The organism is Symbiopectobacterium sp. RP (genome assembly GCF_050472005.1).
Taxonomy (GTDB): Bacteria; Pseudomonadota; Gammaproteobacteria; order Enterobacterales; family Enterobacteriaceae; genus Symbiopectobacterium.
In genome coordinates, this window is sequence record NZ_JBGOGS010000001.1 from 121524 (window position 1) to 140665 (window position 19142).

Below are 19142 nucleotides of genomic sequence, written 5' to 3' on the forward strand. Positions count from 1 at the left end.
TTTTGATTACATTATTTAAATGAGCTATTCAATTGATTTTAGACGTAAAGTGATATCTACACAGGAAGAAGAAGGGTTGAGTATCCGAGAAACAGCGAAGCAATTTCGGATTGGCCCTGCCTCTGTATCGCGTTGGATTAATCAAATATAGCCAAGCGACATTATTTTGATAACAATTAGCTGTATTTTTTTGCCACATATCAGGGCATTGACTGTAATCATTTTTAAGTCGGTTGGCTATTGTGTTGGCTTCACTCCCCAAAGCCATGCAACCGAAAGTTAAGGCTGAGCTGCGGGAGGTTTGGCTAGCAGAGAGCCGCGATGCCGCTAATGAAGCCTTTGATGTTTTGTTGGCAAGGTTTTCAGCGAAGTATCCTGCAGCGATGAAGAAGCTGGAGAAAGCTCGAGAAGAACTGCTGGCATTCTACGACTTCCCGTCAGAGCACTGGGCGTCAATAAGAACGACAAATCCGATTGAATCGGCTTTTGCGACTGTGAGGCTACGAAGCAGAGGCGCGAAGAACGGTGGTTCGAGAGAAACAACCCTGTCAATGGTATGGTATTTAAGCTGCTCCAGTCAGCTCAGAAAAGCTGGAACCGACTAAGAGGATTTGACCTGCTGACCCTGGTTGTAAGCAACGTCCAATTTAAGGATGGAGAACAGATTCACGAAGCATCAGAGCGGAACGTAGCCTGATCGCCATACACCTGATTTGCTAATAACTCCGAAGGCCATTTGGCAAGCTCTTAAAAAGCTGGGATTGACCTATAAAAAAACTCTACGTCATCCGAAAGCCGATGAAAGCGCCCGGCAAGCATTTCAACAAAAAATACAACAGTATGAAAAAGAAGGTAAACCTATTGTTTTTATTGATGAAAGTGGTTTTTCACACGATACCCCATGGACTCATGGCTATTCCCCAAAAGGTCAACGGTGTTTTGGCCTGAAGAACGGGGAAGCCAAGGGAAGAACAAATGTTATCGGCGCGTTATTAGGCACAGCGCTGTTTGCTATCGGATTATTTGATATCAATATTAACAGCGATGTTTTCTATTCCTGGGTCACACAAGTCCTTATCCCAGTACTCCCTAAAAACAGTGTAATCGTGATGGACAATGCAACTTTTCACAAAAAACATAATATTCAACAAGTCATCATCGATGCAGGGTATATGGTGGAGTATTTGCCTACATATTCGCCAGATCTTAACCCCATTGAGCATAAATGGGCACAAGCAAAAAGCAAAAAAAAGAGAGAGTGGTTGCGATACAGAGATTTTGTTCTCAGTCCATATGGTGCAATCAAAATTAAGTAGCTTGGCTATATTTCCTTTTATTTGACCGATATATCTAGTGTAACCCGATGATTATCGGCCTGTCTGTTTTCATGGCAAGGTCTATTGACAGCGTACACGCAGACAAATAATCTCGAAACAAACAGAAAAACAACATATTAGCGCTTCGCTATTCACTTCGTAAGGAATGCACAGCATGAATCTGGTTCACTATCTCGGCAAGCAGACGCTGGGGGTTTTAGCCTGCTACCAGCAGGGAAAGGTGGTGATGCACATTTGCGGCGTCTACCCGCGCACTAACAATGCACTGCGGGTTTTCTTCCCTAAAGGCCACGCGCTGGCCGTCGGTGATTTCGCCACGCTGCATCTTGATAATCGCACCGGGGTAGATCAGTTTGATGCCAACATTTCCGTTTATCGAGCCTCTTACAAAGGGCGCGTGGCGGAGGTGGATGAAGATTGGGTGCTGCTGGAGCCGCGTGAGTGCCAGGTGATTATGGGCTTAGCTGCGTACTGGATATCCGCGCACCGGACTATCGCTATCCTCAGGATACACGGGAAGAACGCGCGGTGGCGTTTACGCCACTGAATGCGTTGCCAGAGACGGAACACCATGATTTCACCAACAAGGTAGGCGTACTGGTCACCATGGCGCAAGAGCAACCCCATACCACGGTTCTGGCGTTTCTCTCTTCGGTGGACAATGATGTGTTTCTTATCACCTTCCCTGAGACATTCAAATCCCGGCAGCTCAAACGCAACCCACACTGTTTCTTTTCGATGGATGAGCGCTCACACTACACCTTTGAACGCGCTATTGAGTGGAACTACACCTTGATTGAGGGCGACGCCTATCTGATCCCGCCACACAATCCGCTGTTCGAACAGGTACACGAGGCGTTCATTCACAAAAATCCGTGGGAGATGGCATTCTTCCTGCGTGAGGATCTGGATATGTACCACATCAAGAGCCGTCAACTGGTGTGTCCCGGCTCGCGACAGACTGTCGTTACCGCATAATGGTCTGTGCTGCGTGCCACCACGGATAGCCTGCAGCACAGCTTAATCCAATTACTCTTCAGCGTCGTCCGATGCGGCAACCTCATCATCAGTTTTCACTGGGTCACGCGTAATGGGTTTGCCGTAGCTTTGCTCGTTGTAACGGCTCATCCACAGCGACAGTGCTTTGAGCGAATCCGGCGTGAACTCATCGCAGCGTGCGGTGACCTCCTGCGGGGTCATCCAGCACACCTCAGCCACTTCCTCTTCCTGCAAGGCAAACGGGCCGTGGGTAACGCAACTGAATAACGCCCCCCAGACACGACAATTGTCACCGTCAAAATAGAACAGGCCATGATCGGCGAAAGGCACACCGGCAATGCCCAGTTCCTCTTCCGCTTCACGACGGGCCGACTCGAGCATGTGCTCGCCGGTTTGCACTACTCCCCCGGCTGTCGCATCCAACCAACTAGGGTAGAAATCTTTTGTTTCGGTACGGCGTTGAACCAGTATTTTTCCCATGCCGTCATGAACAACGATATAGGTGGCGCGGTGACGTAAACGTTGAGCGCGCATTTGTTGGCGGCTGGCCTGGGCGATAACGTCATTGTTCTCGTCAACAATATCCACCCACTCGGTCCCTGTCGCTTGACTTTGCTCCACCATCCTCTGAACCCTTCAGTATTGGCGCGTTGCGACGCGCGTCTGTTTTAAACGTACTAAGCGTTAGTCGTGCAAGATCGTTGATAACTTAGTGACTAATAGTCACCTGTGCAATAGGCTCGCCACACATTAACGGTAAAACTTGAAGCTCCCCTTGTGACAACATGCCATAGCTGGGCACATTGCCCCCTTTTGGCAAGCTGACGGAGCCAGGATTAAAGCAGTAGACCTCCCCCTGACGCTCAGCCACTGGAAGGTGGGTGTGCCCGTACACCAGCACATCACCTGCCTGTAACGGCGGAAGATGCTGAGGATGGTAGAGATGACCGTGCGTCAGGAAAAGACGCTGCTGCGGCAACAGCACCTGCTGCCACGGTGCCGTGATCGGAAAGTCGAGCAGCATCTGATCCACTTCGCTGTCACAGTTACCGCGCACCGCCACAATTTGACGGGAAAACACATTTAATCGGCTCGCCACCTCGGCAGGCTGATAAGCCTCCGGCAGCGGATTGCGCGGGCCGTGATTGAGGAAATCCCCCAAAAGCATCAGCCACTCGGCACCGCTGTGGGTAAAAATATCGAGCACCCGCTCCGTCGCCGTTAGCGAGCCGTGAATATCTGAGGCAAACATCAACTTCATCGTGATCCCCGAAAAAACTACGTCGCAATACTGCAAAGTGTAACAAAATTACCGCACTCAACTCTTGTCCTTTTTTCATTTGGCAGGTGGGTGTCGCACGATTACACACATCCATGATCGGAGGGATATAGCCAACCGACTTAAAAATGATTACAACAGATACCCTGATATGCGGCAAAAAAGCATAGCTGGCTGTTATCAAAATAATGTCGGTTGGCTATACAGGATAAGGGTCGTCGCTAAACCAACGGTAAGCACAGCATAAAAAAACGTACTGAACACCCCTGTTCAGTACGATCCTGAGTAGCAGAATCCATGCCAGTGACACGCGGATAAAAGCAAAGTGAACAATCTCGCTCCTCCTGCACGATGCAGCGCACAGGGGAAAGCGAGTCACCATCATATAGCCAAGCGACTTAATTTTGATTACACCATATGGACTGAGAACAAAATCTCTGTATCGCAACCACTCTCTCTTTTTTTGCTTGTGCCCATTTATGCTCAATGGGGTTAAGATCTGGCGAATATGTAGGCAAATACTCCACCATATACCCTGCATCGATGATGACTTGTTGAATATTATGTTTTTTGTGAAAAGTTGCATTGTCCATCACGATTACCCTGTTTTTAGGGAGTACTGGGATAAGGACTTGTGTGACCCAGGAATAGAAAACATCGCTGTTAATATTGATATCAAATAATCCGATAGCAAACAGCGTTGTGCCTTATAAAGCGCCGATAACATTTGTTCTTCCCTTGGCTCCCCCGTTCTTCAGGCCAAAACACCGTTGACCTTTTGGGGAATAGCCGTGAGTCCGTGGGGTATCGTGTGGAAAACCACTTTCATCAATAAAAACAATAGGTTTACCTTCTTTTTCATACTGTTGTATTTTTTGTTGAAATGCTTGCCGGGCGCTTTCGTCGGCTTTTGGATGACGTAGAGTTTTTTTATAGGTCAATCCCAGCTTTTTAAGAGCTTGCCAAATGGCCTTCTGACAAACGCCAAAACGCTCTGCACGTTCTTTTTGGTAAGCATCTGGATATGGTTCAACATCTTTTATCAACTCGGATTTATCGATCTTTCGCTGACGCGTGGTCGATGCTTTTGACGCTATTTGATTAATCCAACGCGATACAGAGGCAGGGGCAATCCGAAATTGCTTCGCTGTTTCTCGGATACTCAACCCTTCTTCTTCCCGTGTAGATATAGCAAAGCGACATTATTTTGATAACAATTAGCTGTATTTTTTTGCCGCATATCAGGGTATCTGTTGTAATCATTTTTAAGTCGGTTGACTATATTACTTTACGTCTAAAATCAATTGAATAGCTCATTTAAATAATGTAATCAAAATTAAGTCGCTTGGCTATAGCTGCCGCCGTTGAGGTTGAGCTCGAAGCCATGCTGCAACAACATGCTGAACGCCGCCTTGACGACGGGCATCATGCTGTCGTTCGTAACGGCTATTTGCCACCGCGAACCATACAGACGGGTATTGGGGATGTTGAAATTAAAGTGCCTAAGGTCAGGGAGCGCAGCGGCAACGGAATATGCTTCAACAGCGCGTTGTTGCCGCCTTATCTGAAACGTGCAAAAAGCGTCGAAGAGTTGCTACCATGGCTGTACCTGCGAGGCATATCCACCGGTGATTTTCACGAAGCCCTGAGGGCGCTTCTCGGTGAAAAAGCGAATGCCCTCTCTGCCAGTACCATCAGCAGACTGAAACAGCAATGGCTTGAAGAGCACAGGCAATGGTGCCTGCGTGATTTAAGCGATACGCGCTACGTTTATTTCTGGGCCGATGGCATATACAGCCATGTCAGGCAAGATGATCGCCTTTACCTGCTGGTCATTATCGGCGTCACTGAGCATGGACGTAAGGAGCTGGTTGCGGTCGAAGATGGTTATCGAGAGTCAGAAGCAAACTGGGCCGAACTTCTTAATGGCCTGCGAGCACGTGGCCTAACCGTATCTCCCAAGCTGGCTACGGAAGACGGTGCCCTTGGTTTTTGGAATGCAATGGCAAAGATATTCCCGGACACGCAGCACCAACGCTGTTGGGTGCACAAAACCGCTAATGTGTTGGCTTCACTCCCCAAAGCCATGCAACCGAAAGTTAAGGCTGAGCTGCGGGAGGTTTGGCTAGCAGAGAGCCGCGATGCCGCTAATGAAGCCTTTGATGTTTTGTTGGCAAGGTTTTCAGCGAAGTATCCTGCAGCGATGAAGAAGCTGGAGAAAGCTCGAGAAGAACTGCTGGCATTCTACGACTTCCCGTCAGAGCACTGGGCGTCAATAAGAACGACAAATCCGATTGAATCGGCTTTTGCGACTGTGAGGCTACGAAGCAGAGGCGCGAAGAACAGTGGTTCGAGAGAAACAACCCTGTCAATGGTATTTAAGCTGCTCCAGTCAGCTCAGAAAAGCTGGAACCGACTAAGAGGATTTGACCTGCTGACCCTGGTTGTAAGCAACGTCCAATTTAGGATGGAGAGCAGATTCACGAAGCATCAGAGCGGAACGTAGCCTGATCGCCATACACCTGATTTGCTAATATGTACTAGCTCAGACCTGATCTGACAGTTACCGATTATTTATACAGGTGTCTGTCAGATTACATCTGGTTCAGATTCTTTTCTGCCCAGATCCGTTTTCCATCGAGTAAAGTGGCCATCGGCGTACGCCCACAGCACATTTTTCCCTGATGAGTTCGCTCATTATTGTAATGCCACAACCAGTTGTCCAGATCTACCTGCAGGCTTTCCAGGTCTCCATATAACTTCTTGCCGAACGTAACCTGATAAAAATCCTGCAAAATGGTTTTATGGAAGCGCTCGCAGATGCCGTTCGTCTGCGGAGACATCGCCTTCGTTTTCGTATGCTCGATATCGTTGATAGCCAGATAAAGCTGATAATCATGCTGCTCCACTTTACCACAGTACTCCGTACCCCTGTCGGTCAGTATTCTCAGCACCGGCAGTCCCTGAGCCTCGTAGAACGGGAGTACGCGATCATTGAGCAGGTCGGCGGCGGTGAGCGGTGTTTTATTCGTATACAGCTTGCAGTGCGCCACTTTCGAGTACGTATCCACGAACGTCTGCTGGTAGATACGGCCCACCCCCTTCAGATTGCCCACGTAGAAGGTGTCCTGCGAGCCCAGATACCCGGGATGTGCCGTCTCGATTTCACCGCAGGCCTCATCATCGTGCGCCTTCTTCTCCAGGGCTGCGATTTGAGCGTCGGTAAGGACAATGCCTTCTCTGGCGACCTTTTCCTCAAGCGCCTTCAGGCGTTTACGGAAGTTCTCCAGGTCGTGTCGTTGCCAGATGGAGCGCACGCCGCTGCCGGAGATAAACACGCCTTTTTTACACAGCTCATTATTGGTCCGGTGCTGCCCATGGGGCGGGAACTCAATAGCATAATCAACAACCGTGCGTTCAGTGGCTTCGTCGGCGCGGTTCTTCAGGTTCGGAACCCGGCGGTTCTGGTTAACCAGCGCATCAATGGCGCCTTCAGCAGCCAGTTCCTGATAACGGTAAAATGTATCGCGTGACACGCCCATGCTCTTGCAGGCTTTTGATACGTTACCGAGTTCCTCGGCGAGATTGAGCAGGCCGGCTTTGTGTTTGATAATGGGATTGTTAGTATGAAGCATGAGAGTTACCTCGCGTTTTGTTTAAGGATTAGACACCCATATCAAAACCGGTAACTCTCAACCTTTCAAGGTCCAGTGTCAGATCTAGTCGCGACTAATACAGCTAATAACTCTGTATCGCAACCACTCTCTCTTTTTTTGCTTCTTGCTTGTGCCCATTTATGCTCAATGGGGTTAAGATCTGGCAAATATGTAGGCAAATACTCCACCATATACCCTGCATCGATGATGACTTGTTGAATATTATGTTTTTTGTGAAAAGTTGCATTGTCCATCACGATTACACTGTTTTTAGGGAGTACTGGGATAAGGACTTGTGTGACCCAGGAATAGAAAACATCGCTGTTAATATTGATATCAAATAATCCGATAGCAAACAGCGTTGTGCCTAATAAAGCGCCGATAACATTTGTTCTTCCCTTGGCTCCCCCGTTCTTCAGCCCAAAACACCGTTGACCTTTTGGGGAATAGCCGTGAGTCCGTGGGGTATCGTGTGGAAAACCACTTTCATCAATAAAAACAATAGGTTTACCTTCTTTTTCATACTGTTATTTTTTTTGTTGAAATGCTTGCTGGGCGCTTTCGTCGGCTTTCGGATGACGTAGAGTTTTTTTAGGCTTTATTGAATAATAGTGAGTCATGCTGTTTTTCCAGAAAGTTTTGGTAGAAAATGCTTGTCACCTCAGGTTTACAGTTTTCTTATGAGGTCTAACTGCATGATTTTGCGTTGCGAGGATCTGTCGTTTCACCGGGGGTGCAGCATAAAATATGTTTATTCAACAAAGCCGTTTTTTTATAGGTCAATCCCAGCTTTTCAAGAGCTTGCCAAATGGCCTTCTGACAAACGCCAAAACGCTCTGCACGTTCTTTTTGGTAAGCATCTGGATATGGTTCAACATCTTTTATCAACTCGGATTTATCGCTCTTTCGCTGACGCGTGGTCGATGCTTTTTACGCTATTTGATTAATCCAACGCAATACAGAGGCAGGGCCAATCCGAAATTGCTTCGCTGTTTCTTGGATACTCAACCCTTCTTCTTCCCGTGTAGATATCACTTTACGTCTAAAATCAATTGAATAGCTCATTTAAATAATGTAATCAAAATTAAGTCGTTTAGCTATAACTAAGGCCAACGGCAGAATTCTGAATAATTTTTTCATTTCGCAACCCTTATAGCCAACCGACTTAAAAATGATTACAACAGATACCCTGATATGTGGCAAAAAAGCATAGTTGGCTGTTATCAAAATAATGTCGCTTGGCTATATCTTGATGGAATGATGATCAAAAAGAATGAATATCACTAAGCGTAAAGGGGCGGTCAGACGCCTGCACGCTCTTGCACGAAAGGGATGCCAGTCTCATCAGCAGAAACCCCGCAAAATCCACACCATAATCGCAACATAATGCGGATAAATCCGAAATCTGCCGCAGGCGCGTAGTGATAGGGGCACCCTGATGAGGGTGATGATGAGTGTGTCGATCAGGAAAGAGACGGCGCGCTTCCCCGGCAACATTTTGGTGCAAATCAATCAACATTTTCACCATAACAACGCATCATCGCTTAAGCGTAGTGCAAACCTTGCGCAGACAGGCGAGAAAACGAGGGAAAAGATGAGAGAAATTGCACCTGATTGGTGTGTTTTTACGGTTGGGCGGCGTTAACTGCCCTGCCAGCGTGTGAACAGCGCTTCAGGCAACGCAATATCAAACTGATCGAGTACACGGTTAACCGTTTGATCCACCACGTCTTGCAAGGTTTGCGGACGGTGATAAAACGCGGGAACGGGCGGCATGATCACTGCTCCCATTTCTGCTGCTGCCGTCATCAGGCGCAGGTGCCCGAGGTGCAACGGGGTTTCACGCACGCACAACACTAACGGACGACGCTCTTTTAATATTACGTCTGCGGCACGAATCAATAAGTTATCACTGTAGCTGTGCACAATCCCTGAAAGGGTTTTGATGGAACAGGGGAGAATTACCATTCCCGCGGTACGAAATGAACCGGACGAGAGTGAGGTCGCAATGTCACGACTGTCATGCACCACGTCCGTCAATGCCTGCACATCGCGTACGCTGAAATCACTCTCCAGCGTCAGCGTTTGTCGGGCGGCCGGGCTCATGATCAAATGGGTTTCCACGTCGTCCAACGGTTGTAACACCTGTAACAGGCGCACGCCATAAACCGCGCCGCTGGCACCGGAAAGTCCAATGATGAGTCGTTTCATGCCAAACCTCGAGATGCTGCTGTGCAAAAAGGATTACGGGCAGACTTTGCTTTATCCCCGCTCAATAAGCAACAAGTCAGTCATTTCCACGCAGGCGGGAATCTCTTACAGAAGGAACCTGTTTCTTCGCACAGAGATCCTCAGCTTTCGCCTTGAATGACATCAGCCTTCGTTATGCAGCTCCAGATCTTCGACTTCGTTCTGGCTGCGCAGCGCTTTGGCATCGTCATTACGCAATCCTTCCAGATAGTCGAGATAACCCTGATCGACATCTTTGGTCACGTAGATACCGTTAAACACCGAGCATTCAAATTGCACGATATCCGGGTTTTCTTTCCGCGCGGCAGCGATCAGATCGTCGAGATCCTGGAAAATCAGGGCGTCGGCACCAATAATCTGGCGAATCTCTTCCACTTCGCGACCGTGGGCAATCAGCTCATTGGCGCTCGGCATATCAATGCCATACACGTTGGGGAAACGAATTTCCGGCGCGGCTGAGGCCAGATAGACGCGGCGCGCCCCCGCTTCACGCGCCATCTCGACAATTTGCTCCGAAGTGGTGCCGCGCACGATGGAGTCATCCACCAATAGCACGTTTTTGTCACGGAACTCGGCGCGGTTGGCGTTCAGTTTGCGGCGCACCGAGTTTTTACGCTGTTCCTGACCCGGCATGATAAAGGTACGGCCAACATAGCGGTTTTTCACAAAGCCCTGGCGGTACGGCTTATCGATAATGCGCGCAATCTCCAAAGCGATATCGCAGGAGGTTTCCGGGATAGGAATTATCACATCGATATCCAGATCTTCCCACACGCTGGCAATCTTCTCGCCCAGCTTTTGGCCCATGCGCACGCGGGCGCTGTAGACCGAAATTTTGTCGATAAAAGAGTCTGGGCGAGCAAAATAGACATACTCGAACAGGCATGGATTACTTTTCGGGTTCTCGGCGCATTGGCGCGTAAACAATTGCCCTTTCTCAGTGATGTAAACCGCCTCTCCCGGCGCTACGTCACGCAAGAACTCAAAGCCAAGGGTATCAAGCGCCACGCTTTCCGAAGCCACCATATACTCGATGCGACCATCGGCCAGTTCGCGCTTGCCAATCACCAACGGACGGATACCGTTTGGATCGCGGAAAGCGAACAAACCGTGCCCGATGATCATCCCAACGCACGCATAGGCACCGCGAATCATTTTATGAGTGGCGGCAACGGCAGCAAACACGTTGTCGGCATCCAGCGGGTAGTGTTGGAAACGATCCAACTCGCAGGCAAAGATATTGAGCAGAATCTCGGAATCAGAGGTGGTGTTAACGTGGCGACGCCCTTGCTCAAACAGCTGTTTGCGCAGTTTATGAGCGTTGGTCAGGTTACCGTTGTGCGCCAGCGTGATGCCAAACGGGGAATTGACATAAAACGGCTGGGCCTCCGATGCGCTGGAGCTGCCCGCGGTAGGATAACGCAGATGCCCCACGCCCATATTGCCTTGCAGGCGCTGCATGTGGCGCGCCTCGAATACGTCCTTCACTAGGCCGTTAGCCTTACGCAGACGGAAGCAGTTCATGGGGTCGATGGTGACGATGCCTGCGGCATCTTGTCCACGGTGCTGTAACACCGTTAACGCGTCATAAATCGACTGGTTTACCGGTGTAAAACCGGCGATACCGACAATACCGCACATGTTGTCTTTTCCTCATCAGCGCTACCGCAGCTCTATGTGCTGCGGCAAAAAACTTGACGTGCTTTGCAGGTAGTCGAAAAACCACCTGATGATATAGCTAAACTGCGGGATAAGCTGGGACCGTTTCCAGTCGTCGCTTTGTGAAAAACCGGTAAAGGTATCCAAAAAGAACAGCAATGCAGAGACAATCAACACACCGCGCAATGCACCAAAGCAAATGCCCAGTACTCTATCGGTGCCTGAAAGCCTGGTTCGTTCAACCAGTGAACCAATCACATAGTTTACGATCGCTCCCACAATCAATGTCGCAATAAACAGAATGGCGATGGCAACCCCGTTGCGCACCAGCTCGTCTTCAAAACGCGTGAAATAGACCGACAGGTATGGGTAATAATGGCTGGCAACAAAGAATGCACTGCCCCAAGTGATCAGCGAAAGCGCCTCACGAACAAAGCCCCGGATCAAACTGACCAGCGCTGAGAAACCAATAATGCCAATGATGACGTAATCAACCCAAACCATTAATTCTCTCACTCACGAACGATGCCAACACAATCTCTCTCACACCAGCAGTCATTACCGCCAGTTCAAGAGAGCGTAGCGCCGCTCATCATCCTGTTCGCGGCACATTCTAACAGAAAAAGAAAACGTTTGCGTAGCCTATTTCCCAACGATTTCACCGATAGGTGAATTTGCTTGAGGCGTACTGACAAAGTCACTTTTTTTCCTCGTCATCCTCCGCGTAGGCGGAGGGTCTCCCGCAGAAGCAGACGTGACTTCTGCAAAAGATTTCCGCCTGCACGGAAATGACGCGGTGGGCGGGGATGAGCATTTTAGTCGACTTTCCCAACAACCTCAGCGGAATTAGCCCTCTGGCAACCCTTAACGTGTGCTGTAGTTCCTGACCTGCCCAGTCAGCCCACTCAGCTGTTGCAGTTCGCCGAGGGCAGACTGTAATTTCTGTTTTGACGCATCCGGCCCGACGTAAATGCGGGTTATCTCCCCCGCGACGGGTGTCGACGGCACCGTATAGGCGCGGTATCCCGACAGGCGCAGCTTGGCAACAATTTCATTCACCTTATCCGCATTTTTCAGTGCGCCCAGTTGCACCACGTAAGCTTGTCCTGCGGGCGCACCTTCCGGCTTCACTTCCGGTTGCGCTGCGGGCGGCGGTGTAGGAATTGCCGGCTTGTTTTCCGGTTTCGGCTCAGCTTTCACTTCCGGTTTAATTTCTGGCTTCGCCTTGGGTTTGGTTTCCGGCTTCACGTCCACTTTAGGGGGGACCGGGCGCACCGACACAGCGGGCGGTGCAATTTCTATCGGTGCGGAAGACGACGGTGGCGTACTGCTCGGCGGTACCTGCATAGTGCCATCATCCTCAGGTGCGGTTACACCGCCCAGAGCCGGTTGTCCTTGCATCGCCTGCTGTGCCCCTTCCGACGGCTGACTGGGCAACGACTGATTCAGTGAAGGCAGCGATTCGGCCTCCGTACCGTCACCCGGCTTTGGCACCAGCGGGATCGCTGCAAACTCATCTTCGTAATGTTTCTTTTTACCGTCCAGCAGCGCTGGCAGCACAATAACGCCCAACGCCACCAGAATAATGGTGCCGACCAGACGGTTTTGAAACTTACTTGCCATTCGACCCCCTCTCCTCCTGTGCTTCCATCACATGCGCTACCGTATGAAAAGATCCGCACACCACGACGGTATCTTGCGTATCTGCATCTTGCATCGCCTGATGCCAGGCAGTCGCGACATCGTTAAACGACCGGCATCTCTCTAGGTGGGGCGCTATCAATTCAACGCTGGCACCACGTGGCCCCTCCAACGGGGCGCAATACCATTCGTCCACCACGGGCTTGAGGTGCGCCAGCGTACCGGGAATATCTTTATCGGCCAGCATACCAATCACCGCACGTACTTTGCCCGTTTTTGGCAACTGCGCCAATCGCCCAGCCAGATAGGCTGCTGCATGGGGATTATGTGCGACATCCAGAATCAGTTTCGGCTGTTCACTCACCGTTTGGAACCGGCCCGGTAACGCCGCGCGACGCAACCCCTGTTCGACAGCCGCCAGAGAGACATCAATTGGCCCCTGGCGCAGCGCGGCCAGCGCCGTAGCAGCATTGGGCAACGGTACGTTCGGCAGGGGCAGCGTCATGCGCTCTCCGTCAGCCGATTGCCAATACCAGCCGTCGCCTTCCAGTGCAAAATGCCAATCACGATCACGCCTGAACAACAATGCCCCTTTCTCTTCAGCCACAGCAGCAATAGAGGCGGGCATATCCGGCTCACCCACCACGGCAGGAGTATTACCGCGGAAGATACCGGCCTTTTCGCGACCAATACTTTCGCGGTCATGCTCTAACCAGTCAGTATGATCGAGCGCAATACTGGTCACCACCGCCACGTCAGCATCCACAATATTGGTGGCATCCAGACGCCCACCTAACCCGACTTCCAGAATCACCACATCCAGATTTGCCTGCCTGAACAGATGCAGTGCCGCAAGGGTGCCAAACTCGAAATAGGTCAATGAGACATCGCCACGCCCTGCCTTGATCTCGGCAAACGCCTTAGTGTGCGCGCTTTCCGGCAATTCTTGGCCTTGGATACGCACACGCTCGGTATAACGCAACAGATGGGGAGAACTGTAAACACCGACACGTAAACCCGCCGCCATCAAAATGGCTTCCAGCGTACAACAGGTAGTGCCTTTTCCGTTGGTACCCGCGACGGTAAACACCGTTGGGGCCGGATGCAGCAGGTGAAGACGGTCGGCAACCTGTTTAACACGCGTCAATCCCATGTCAATAGCAGTGGCGTGCAGGTGCTCCAGATAATGAAGCCACGCGGCCAAAGGCGACGTGGCTTGGGGAATGAGAAGATTTTCCATGAGTCCCGTTACTGGCTTACGGTTCATTGATACAGGGTGCACAGAACGGCCTAAGCACAATCCTGCTGCACCCTGTTCACGTGTCACTTATTGCGCATCATCCTGCGGTTCAGTGGTCACTTCCGGCGGACGAACCTCAGCGGTGTCCACCGGCTCGGGGTGGTTGGTCAGCCGAGACAGTATGCTGGCTAACTTAAAGCGCATTTCCGGGCGGCGCACGATCATGTCAATCGCCCCTTTTTCCAGCAGGAATTCACTGCGTTGGAAACCTAGCGGCAATTTTTCACGTACCGTCTGTTCGATAACGCGCGGACCGGCAAAACCAATCAGCGCTTTCGGTTCAGCAATATTCAAATCGCCGAGCATAGCCAGACTGGCGGCAACACCGCCCATGGTCGGGTCGGTCAACACCGAAATATAGGGCAGACCGCGCTCGCGCATTTTTGCCAACGCTGCACTGGTTTTCGCCATTTGCATCAGCGACATCAGCGCTTCTTGCATACGCGCACCGCCGCTGGCGGAGAAACACACCAGCGGACAGCCATCTTCCAACGCCTGCTCAACCGCACGCACAAAACGCGCGCCGACCACAGAGGCCATGGAACCGCCCATAAAGGCAAACTCAAAGGAAGCAGCAACCACCGGCATGCCATACAACGTGCCTTTCATCACCACCAACGCGTCTTTTTCGTCAGACTGCTTTTGTGCAGCAACCAGACGATCTTTGTATTTCTTCGAGTCTTTGAACTTCAGCGTATCCTTGGGCTCCAGCTCACTACCCAGCTCAACCACGCTGTCCTTATCCAGAAACGCATTCAAGTGCGCACGGGCAGAAAGTCGCATGTGGTGGTCGCACTTGGGACACACCTCAAGGTTACGCTCCAATTCAGCGCGATAAAGCACCTGACCACAACTGTCACATTTTGTCCATACCCCCTCAGGAATATTGGCCTTGCGGGTCGGTGTAATGTTGCTCTTGTTAAGAATTCGTTCAATCCAGCTCATTGATAACCTTTCTGCTTGAACCTGGCCGTGGCCAGTCCGCTCTGCCCCGTCACTACGCCCGTTTACCGCAGCCTGAACCTGTGTTTACACCCGAATTGCAAGGCACCGATAACGCAGGTCGTCATCAGGGGCAGACCATAAATGCCGCTCATTAAACCATAACACTCCGGGACTGTGGATAGAAAACTGGTCAAACCGGAGCGATTACCGTGTTTATTCTTGTGAACCCGACGCGCTCTTCACCCGGGCCGCCGCTCGTCTATGCCGCCAGATTTCAATGATCCCTGGCAAAATAGAGATAAAAATAATCGCGACAATCAATAACTTCAAGTTTTCTTGCACAATCTGCGGGTCGCCGAACAGGTAACCTGCGTGGGTAAACAGTAATACCCACAGTAATGCCCCTACCACATTATAGAGAGCAAAATGGCGGTAGCGCATATGCCCCATACCGGCGACAAACGGCGCGAATGTTCTCACAATCGGTACGAAGCGTGCCAGAATAATCGTTTTACCGCCGTGACGGGCATAAAATTGATGCGTTTTATCCAGATAACTGCGGCGAAAAATTTTCGAATCGGGGTTACTGAACAGCTTTTCCCCGAACAAACGCCCGATGGTGTAATTGACCGCATCTCCCAGTATGGCCGCCACAACCATCAGCGCCACCATGGTGTGCACATCCAGATCGTTAGTGGGCAACGCCGCCAGTGCGCCAGCGACAAACAACAGGGAATCCCCCGGCAGAAATGGCGTCACCACCAGACCTGTTTCGCAAAACAGGATTAAAAACAGAATGGCATAAATCCAGACACCGTATTGCGCAACCAGTTCCAAAAGGTGAACGTCAATATGCAGAATAAAATCGATGATAAAGCGTATAAACGCGACAAGTTCCATCATGTGCATGTTTCACGGCGCAATGCCGTGAGAATCCTCTCGTGTTTAGCGTGGTGCGATACAACCGCCTGCCACTGGTCAACCTTCCAGAAACAGCGGGCCCATTGGCGCAACGGGCAGTTCGAAACGTGCCGGATAATCTACTGCTACCAGATAAAGACCGTCGGCGCGCGCCGTGGCGGCAGCCAGCGTGCGATCTTTAGCCGCCAGCAGTTCGGCTATCCAGGATTCAGGTTGATTACCGCATCCCACTTCCATCAGGCTACCAACGATATTGCGCACCATATGATGAACAAACGCATTGGCTTTAATATCTACCACGATGTAAGCGCCATGACGCGTAACCTTTAAATGATTTACATTGCGCCACGGCGTGCGCGATTGGCATTGCACGGCGCGAAACGAGGTAAAATCATTCTCACCCAGTAGGCTTTGCCCGGCGCGTTCCATGCGCGCCGCATCCAACGGGAAGTGGAACTGCGTTACGCCACGCGCCAGTACCGCCGGGCGCAGGCGATGATTACAGATAAGGTACCGATAGCGACGTGCCGTGGCGCTAAAACGCGCATGAAAATCATCATCGACGGTTTTCACCCAGCGCACGGCGATATCTGCTGGCAAATGGGCATTGACGCCCATGGTCCAAGCGGCATCTTTGCGCTGAGCATGGGTGGTGAAGTGCACTACTTGTCCGGTAGCGTGCACACCAGCATCGGTTCTGCCGGCGCAAAACACGGTAATCGGCTCATCGGCCACTTTACTCAGCGCCTGTTCCAGATGCCCTTGCACGCTCTCTACTTCAGCCTGACGCTGCCAGCCATAATAGCGGCTGCCGTCATACTCAATGCCCAGCGCCACCTTGATACCAGCAGACTGCTGCGGCAAATTACTGTCTGACATTACTCCAGATACTCCTGCACCAGCCGTTCTGCCGTTTCCACCGCCATCAACGCGCCGCCGAAGCGTACGTTATCCGCAACCGACCAGAATTGCAGCAGTTCGGGAATACCGTAATCATTGCGCAGGCAACCAATCTTGAGTTGAACGTTGTCAGAAGCATCTTCCACTTGCGGCGGGTAGTCGTCTTCATCGCTGAGCTGAACATCTTCAGCGCGTGCGAGCTCATCCCGGGCTTCCTCCGCAGACAGCGGTCGTAATGCCTCAAGATGCACGACCTGTGCGTGGCCGTAAAACACCGGAGCCTGTAAGCAGCTGACGGAGATAGGCAGCCCTTCGTCCTGTAACACCTTACGCACTTGATCCACCAGTCGACGCTCTTGTGCCACACTGCCTTGCCCAGCGCAGACACAGAGAGCAGATTGGTGACGTGAAGACGTGACAGCCCGGCTTGCTCGATCAGCGGTTTAATAGCGAGCAGCAGCTGACTCACCAGACTGTCTGCCACCGCGACGATATTGCGATTACGGTAATCCGCCAGCACATGGGTGTTGACCCCCAGCACCACCAACGGGACATCCGGCTCCAGCGCGAACAGATCGCTGCTATCAATCACCAGGCAACCTGCGTTACCCGCTTCTTCAGCATAGCGTGCGCTCGCTTCGCTGCCCGCGACAAAGAAGGCCAACTGTGCCTGAGACCAATCAAACTCGGCCGCATCCTCAACTTGCCAGGATTTACCGTTGATCCTCACGGATTCCCCCACGCTGCGTTCGCTGGCGAGCGAATAGAGCGTGCCTACGGGAAACGCGCGCTCTTGCAATAACTCCAGCAGTGCCGTTCCCTCCGCACCCGTTGCACCCAATAGCGCAATATTCCAGCCGTCAGACATGTGGTGTTCCCCCATTCGTCAATACCTCTTGCTCGGGCGATATATTGCCCCCCCCCGAATACCCTACGCTAAAAACGTCGTATTTCATGACACCCTCTCACCGTATTACGGCAAGACGGCAGTGAAACCCAATGCATTCAGACAGGCCACACTAGCCTCATCAGAACAAGTGACACGCAGCGAAGACCATTCGCGGCGCTCCTGATAGTGTTTACGCAGACGATCAAATCCGCCAGCTTGACCCGCAGACTGGCGCAACAGCGTATCGTCGCGGCGTACATCATACACCAGATGCACCAGACGCTTCAGCAACGCTTGATCGAGAGGGGCCGTTACGTGAACATCCGTGATATCCGGGGCGGGCAACAGCGATGACAGCGGCACTTGCTGAGGCTGCCCGATAAACTGGCACAACCCCTCAAACACTTGCGTGGTACCGCGCGCCTTGCCTTCCAGCGTATAGCCAGCAATATGCGCCGTACCCACGTCCGCACGCGCCAGCAAATCCAGCGAAAGGCCCGGCTCCGGTTCCCACACGTCCAGCACCACTCGCAGATCCTTGCCTTGCTGTAACACTCGCAGCAGGGCTGAGTTATCAACCACTGGCCCGCGACACGCATTGATCAAAATACGGCCTGTGGGCAAGGCGGCGAGCACCGCGTCATCAATCAAGTGCAGGGTGTTATCTGGGCCACCCTTGGTCAAGGGCGTATGCAGCGTGACAATATCCGCGTCACGCAACAGCGCATCCAGCGGTAAAAAGGAAACAACATCCTCCTTGCGGGCGCGAGGGGGATCGCACAGTAACGTCTTCCCCCCCCAGGCGTTGAGGCGAGCCTGCAAACGCCGTCCGACGTTGCCCACACCGACAATCCCGACGGTTTTGTCGCGCAGCTGAAAGCCATCTCGCTCCGCCAGCATCAGCAGCGCAGAAAAAACGTATTCCACCACCGCAATGGCATTGCAACCCGGCGCGGCTGAAAATCCGACCCCCTGCTCACGCAGCCAGGCCTCATCCACGTGATCGGTACCCGCCGTGGCGCTGCCGACGAAGGTCACGCCCGAATCCGCTAACAGCGCGGCGTTAACCGGCGTGACGGAGCGCACCATCAGGGCGTGTGCCTGTGTCAACGCCTCAACGGGCAACGGCCTTCCCGGCACGGCCACCACCTCACCCACACGGCTGAACAGCTCGCGCGCATATGGCATATTCTCATCAACCACAATTTTCATGTACGACCCCGGTCAGGCAACGCTTGCAAGAAAAACAGGGGCACCATTTTGCCACCGAATAGGGAAGAATCCCAACGCTATCCCCATCGATTAAGGTCTGGTTCGATATCCTTCCTGCGTGGACCCACTTTGCTGGCGAAACATGGCGATAAAC

The 19142-nt window shown here is 51.7% G+C and carries 20 protein-coding genes and 6 pseudogenes; 6 read left to right on the plus strand and 20 right to left on the minus strand.

Translation table 11 applies throughout. The features are described 5' to 3' along the window. Positions 1-19 precede the first annotated feature (19 nt). From ACD630_RS00870 to ACD630_RS00885, 4 genes and pseudogenes are all read left to right on the plus strand, one after another. Positions 20-151 carry an IS630 transposase-related protein gene (locus ACD630_RS00870; RefSeq protein WP_430357807.1) on the plus strand — a complete coding sequence of 44 codons (132 nt, stop codon included), beginning with the start codon at positions 20-22 and terminating at the stop codon, positions 149-151. A 70-nt stretch (positions 152-221) separates the two neighbouring features. Then, positions 222-697, plus strand: a pseudogene (locus ACD630_RS00875) (transposase); the annotation flags it as partial. A 16-nt stretch (positions 698-713) separates the two neighbouring features. Continuing rightward, a complete protein-coding gene (locus tag ACD630_RS00880; protein ID WP_430357808.1) occupies positions 714-1316 on the plus strand; it encodes an IS630 family transposase in 603 nt (200 codons plus the stop codon). A gap of 175 nt (positions 1317-1491) precedes the next feature. Further along, a pseudogene (locus ACD630_RS00885) lies at positions 1492-2315 on the plus strand (hypothetical protein). Positions 2316-2366: 51 nt separating this feature from the next. Here ACD630_RS00885 and yfcD read toward each other — a convergent pair. The 5 genes and pseudogenes from yfcD to ACD630_RS00910 form a co-directional block, all read right to left on the minus strand. Beyond that, positions 2367-2960, minus strand: coding sequence for an NUDIX hydrolase YfcD (gene yfcD / locus ACD630_RS00890; RefSeq protein WP_430357809.1), 594 nt, complete (start codon positions 2958-2960; stop codon positions 2367-2369). A gap of 85 nt (positions 2961-3045) precedes the next feature. Next, entirely contained in the window at positions 3046-3597 is a 552-nt protein-coding gene (gene yfcE / locus ACD630_RS00895; RefSeq protein ID WP_430357810.1) for a phosphodiesterase, read from the minus strand. A gap of 217 nt (positions 3598-3814) precedes the next feature. Further along, a complete protein-coding gene (locus ACD630_RS00900; protein WP_430357811.1) occupies positions 3815-4102 on the minus strand; it encodes a hypothetical protein in 288 nt (95 codons plus the stop codon). Continuing rightward, a pseudogene (locus ACD630_RS00905) lies at positions 4014-4781 on the minus strand (IS630 family transposase). The gene ACD630_RS00900 and the pseudogene ACD630_RS00905 overlap by 89 nt, the downstream one beginning before the upstream one ends. Then, the gene (locus tag ACD630_RS00910; protein ID WP_430357812.1) at positions 4717-4878 is read right to left on the minus strand and encodes a hypothetical protein; all 162 of its coding nucleotides are present in this window, start codon (positions 4876-4878) and stop codon (positions 4717-4719) included. The pseudogene ACD630_RS00905 and the gene ACD630_RS00910 overlap by 65 nt, the downstream one beginning before the upstream one ends. 76 nt (positions 4879-4954) lie before the next feature. On the opposite strand from ACD630_RS00910, the pseudogene ACD630_RS00915 reads away from it, so the two are divergent. After that, positions 4955-6126, plus strand: a pseudogene (locus ACD630_RS00915) (IS256 family transposase); the annotation flags it as partial. Between the two features lie 83 nt (positions 6127-6209). Here the strand turns inward: ACD630_RS00915 and ACD630_RS00920 are convergent. From ACD630_RS00920 to ACD630_RS00940, 5 genes and pseudogenes are all read right to left on the minus strand, one after another. Continuing rightward, positions 6210-7250 carry an IS481 family transposase gene (locus tag ACD630_RS00920; RefSeq protein WP_430357813.1) on the minus strand — a complete coding sequence of 347 codons (1041 nt, stop codon included), beginning with the start codon at positions 7248-7250 and terminating at the stop codon, positions 6210-6212. A gap of 65 nt (positions 7251-7315) precedes the next feature. Further along, the gene (locus ACD630_RS00925) at positions 7316-7774 is read right to left on the minus strand and encodes a transposase (RefSeq protein WP_430359832.1); all 459 of its coding nucleotides are present in this window, start codon (positions 7772-7774) and stop codon (positions 7316-7318) included. Between the two features lie 184 nt (positions 7775-7958). Further along, a pseudogene (locus tag ACD630_RS00930) lies at positions 7959-8180 on the minus strand (IS630 transposase-related protein); the annotation flags it as partial. A gap of 21 nt (positions 8181-8201) precedes the next feature. Next, the gene (locus ACD630_RS00935) at positions 8202-8336 is read right to left on the minus strand and encodes an IS630 transposase-related protein (protein ID WP_430357814.1); all 135 of its coding nucleotides are present in this window, start codon (positions 8334-8336) and stop codon (positions 8202-8204) included. Further along, on the minus strand, positions 8337-8498 hold the full coding sequence (locus ACD630_RS00940) for a hypothetical protein (protein ID WP_430357815.1): 162 nt from the start codon (positions 8496-8498) through the stop codon (positions 8337-8339). It abuts the gene before it with no gap. A gap of 220 nt (positions 8499-8718) precedes the next feature. Between ACD630_RS00940 and ACD630_RS00945 the strand changes: the two genes are divergently transcribed. Further along, positions 8719-8916: a hypothetical protein gene (locus ACD630_RS00945; protein WP_430357816.1), complete on the plus strand. Its 198-nt coding sequence runs from the start codon at positions 8719-8721 to the stop codon at positions 8914-8916. Here the strand turns inward: ACD630_RS00945 and ACD630_RS00950 are convergent. The 10 genes and pseudogenes from ACD630_RS00950 to ACD630_RS00995 form a co-directional block, all read right to left on the minus strand. Further along, on the minus strand, positions 8913-9482 hold the full coding sequence (locus ACD630_RS00950; RefSeq protein ID WP_430357817.1) for a UbiX family flavin prenyltransferase: 570 nt from the start codon (positions 9480-9482) through the stop codon (positions 8913-8915). The genes ACD630_RS00945 and ACD630_RS00950 overlap by 4 nt on opposite strands. Positions 9483-9644: 162 nt before the next feature. After that, complete coding sequence (purF, locus tag ACD630_RS00955) at positions 9645-11162, minus strand: amidophosphoribosyltransferase (RefSeq protein WP_430357818.1); 1518 nt, start codon at positions 11160-11162, stop codon at positions 9645-9647. Positions 11163-11183: 21 nt separating this feature from the next. Next, positions 11184-11684: a colicin V production protein gene (gene cvpA, locus ACD630_RS00960; protein WP_430357819.1), complete on the minus strand. Its 501-nt coding sequence runs from the start codon at positions 11682-11684 to the stop codon at positions 11184-11186. Positions 11685-12044: 360 nt separating this feature from the next. Then, entirely contained in the window at positions 12045-12803 is a 759-nt protein-coding gene (gene dedD, locus ACD630_RS00965; RefSeq protein WP_430357820.1) for a cell division protein DedD, read from the minus strand. After that, the gene (gene folC, locus ACD630_RS00970) at positions 12793-14061 is read right to left on the minus strand and encodes a bifunctional tetrahydrofolate synthase/dihydrofolate synthase (protein WP_430357821.1); all 1269 of its coding nucleotides are present in this window, start codon (positions 14059-14061) and stop codon (positions 12793-12795) included. Before folC ends, dedD begins: the two co-directional genes overlap by 11 nt. A gap of 87 nt (positions 14062-14148) precedes the next feature. After that, complete coding sequence (gene accD, locus ACD630_RS00975; protein WP_430357822.1) at positions 14149-15066, minus strand: acetyl-CoA carboxylase, carboxyltransferase subunit beta; 918 nt, start codon at positions 15064-15066, stop codon at positions 14149-14151. 213 nt (positions 15067-15279) lie between these two features. Beyond that, on the minus strand, positions 15280-15966 hold the full coding sequence (locus ACD630_RS00980) for a DedA family protein (protein ID WP_430359833.1): 687 nt from the start codon (positions 15964-15966) through the stop codon (positions 15280-15282). Between the two features lie 78 nt (positions 15967-16044). Then, the gene (gene truA / locus ACD630_RS00985) at positions 16045-16866 is read right to left on the minus strand and encodes a tRNA pseudouridine(38-40) synthase TruA (protein ID WP_430357823.1); all 822 of its coding nucleotides are present in this window, start codon (positions 16864-16866) and stop codon (positions 16045-16047) included. After that, positions 16866-17755, minus strand: a pseudogene (locus ACD630_RS00990) (aspartate-semialdehyde dehydrogenase). The gene truA and the pseudogene ACD630_RS00990 overlap by 1 nt, the downstream one beginning before the upstream one ends. A gap of 105 nt (positions 17756-17860) precedes the next feature. After that, the gene (locus ACD630_RS00995) at positions 17861-18988 is read right to left on the minus strand and encodes a DUF3410 domain-containing protein (RefSeq protein ID WP_430357824.1); all 1128 of its coding nucleotides are present in this window, start codon (positions 18986-18988) and stop codon (positions 17861-17863) included. Positions 18989-19142 lie beyond the last annotated feature (154 nt).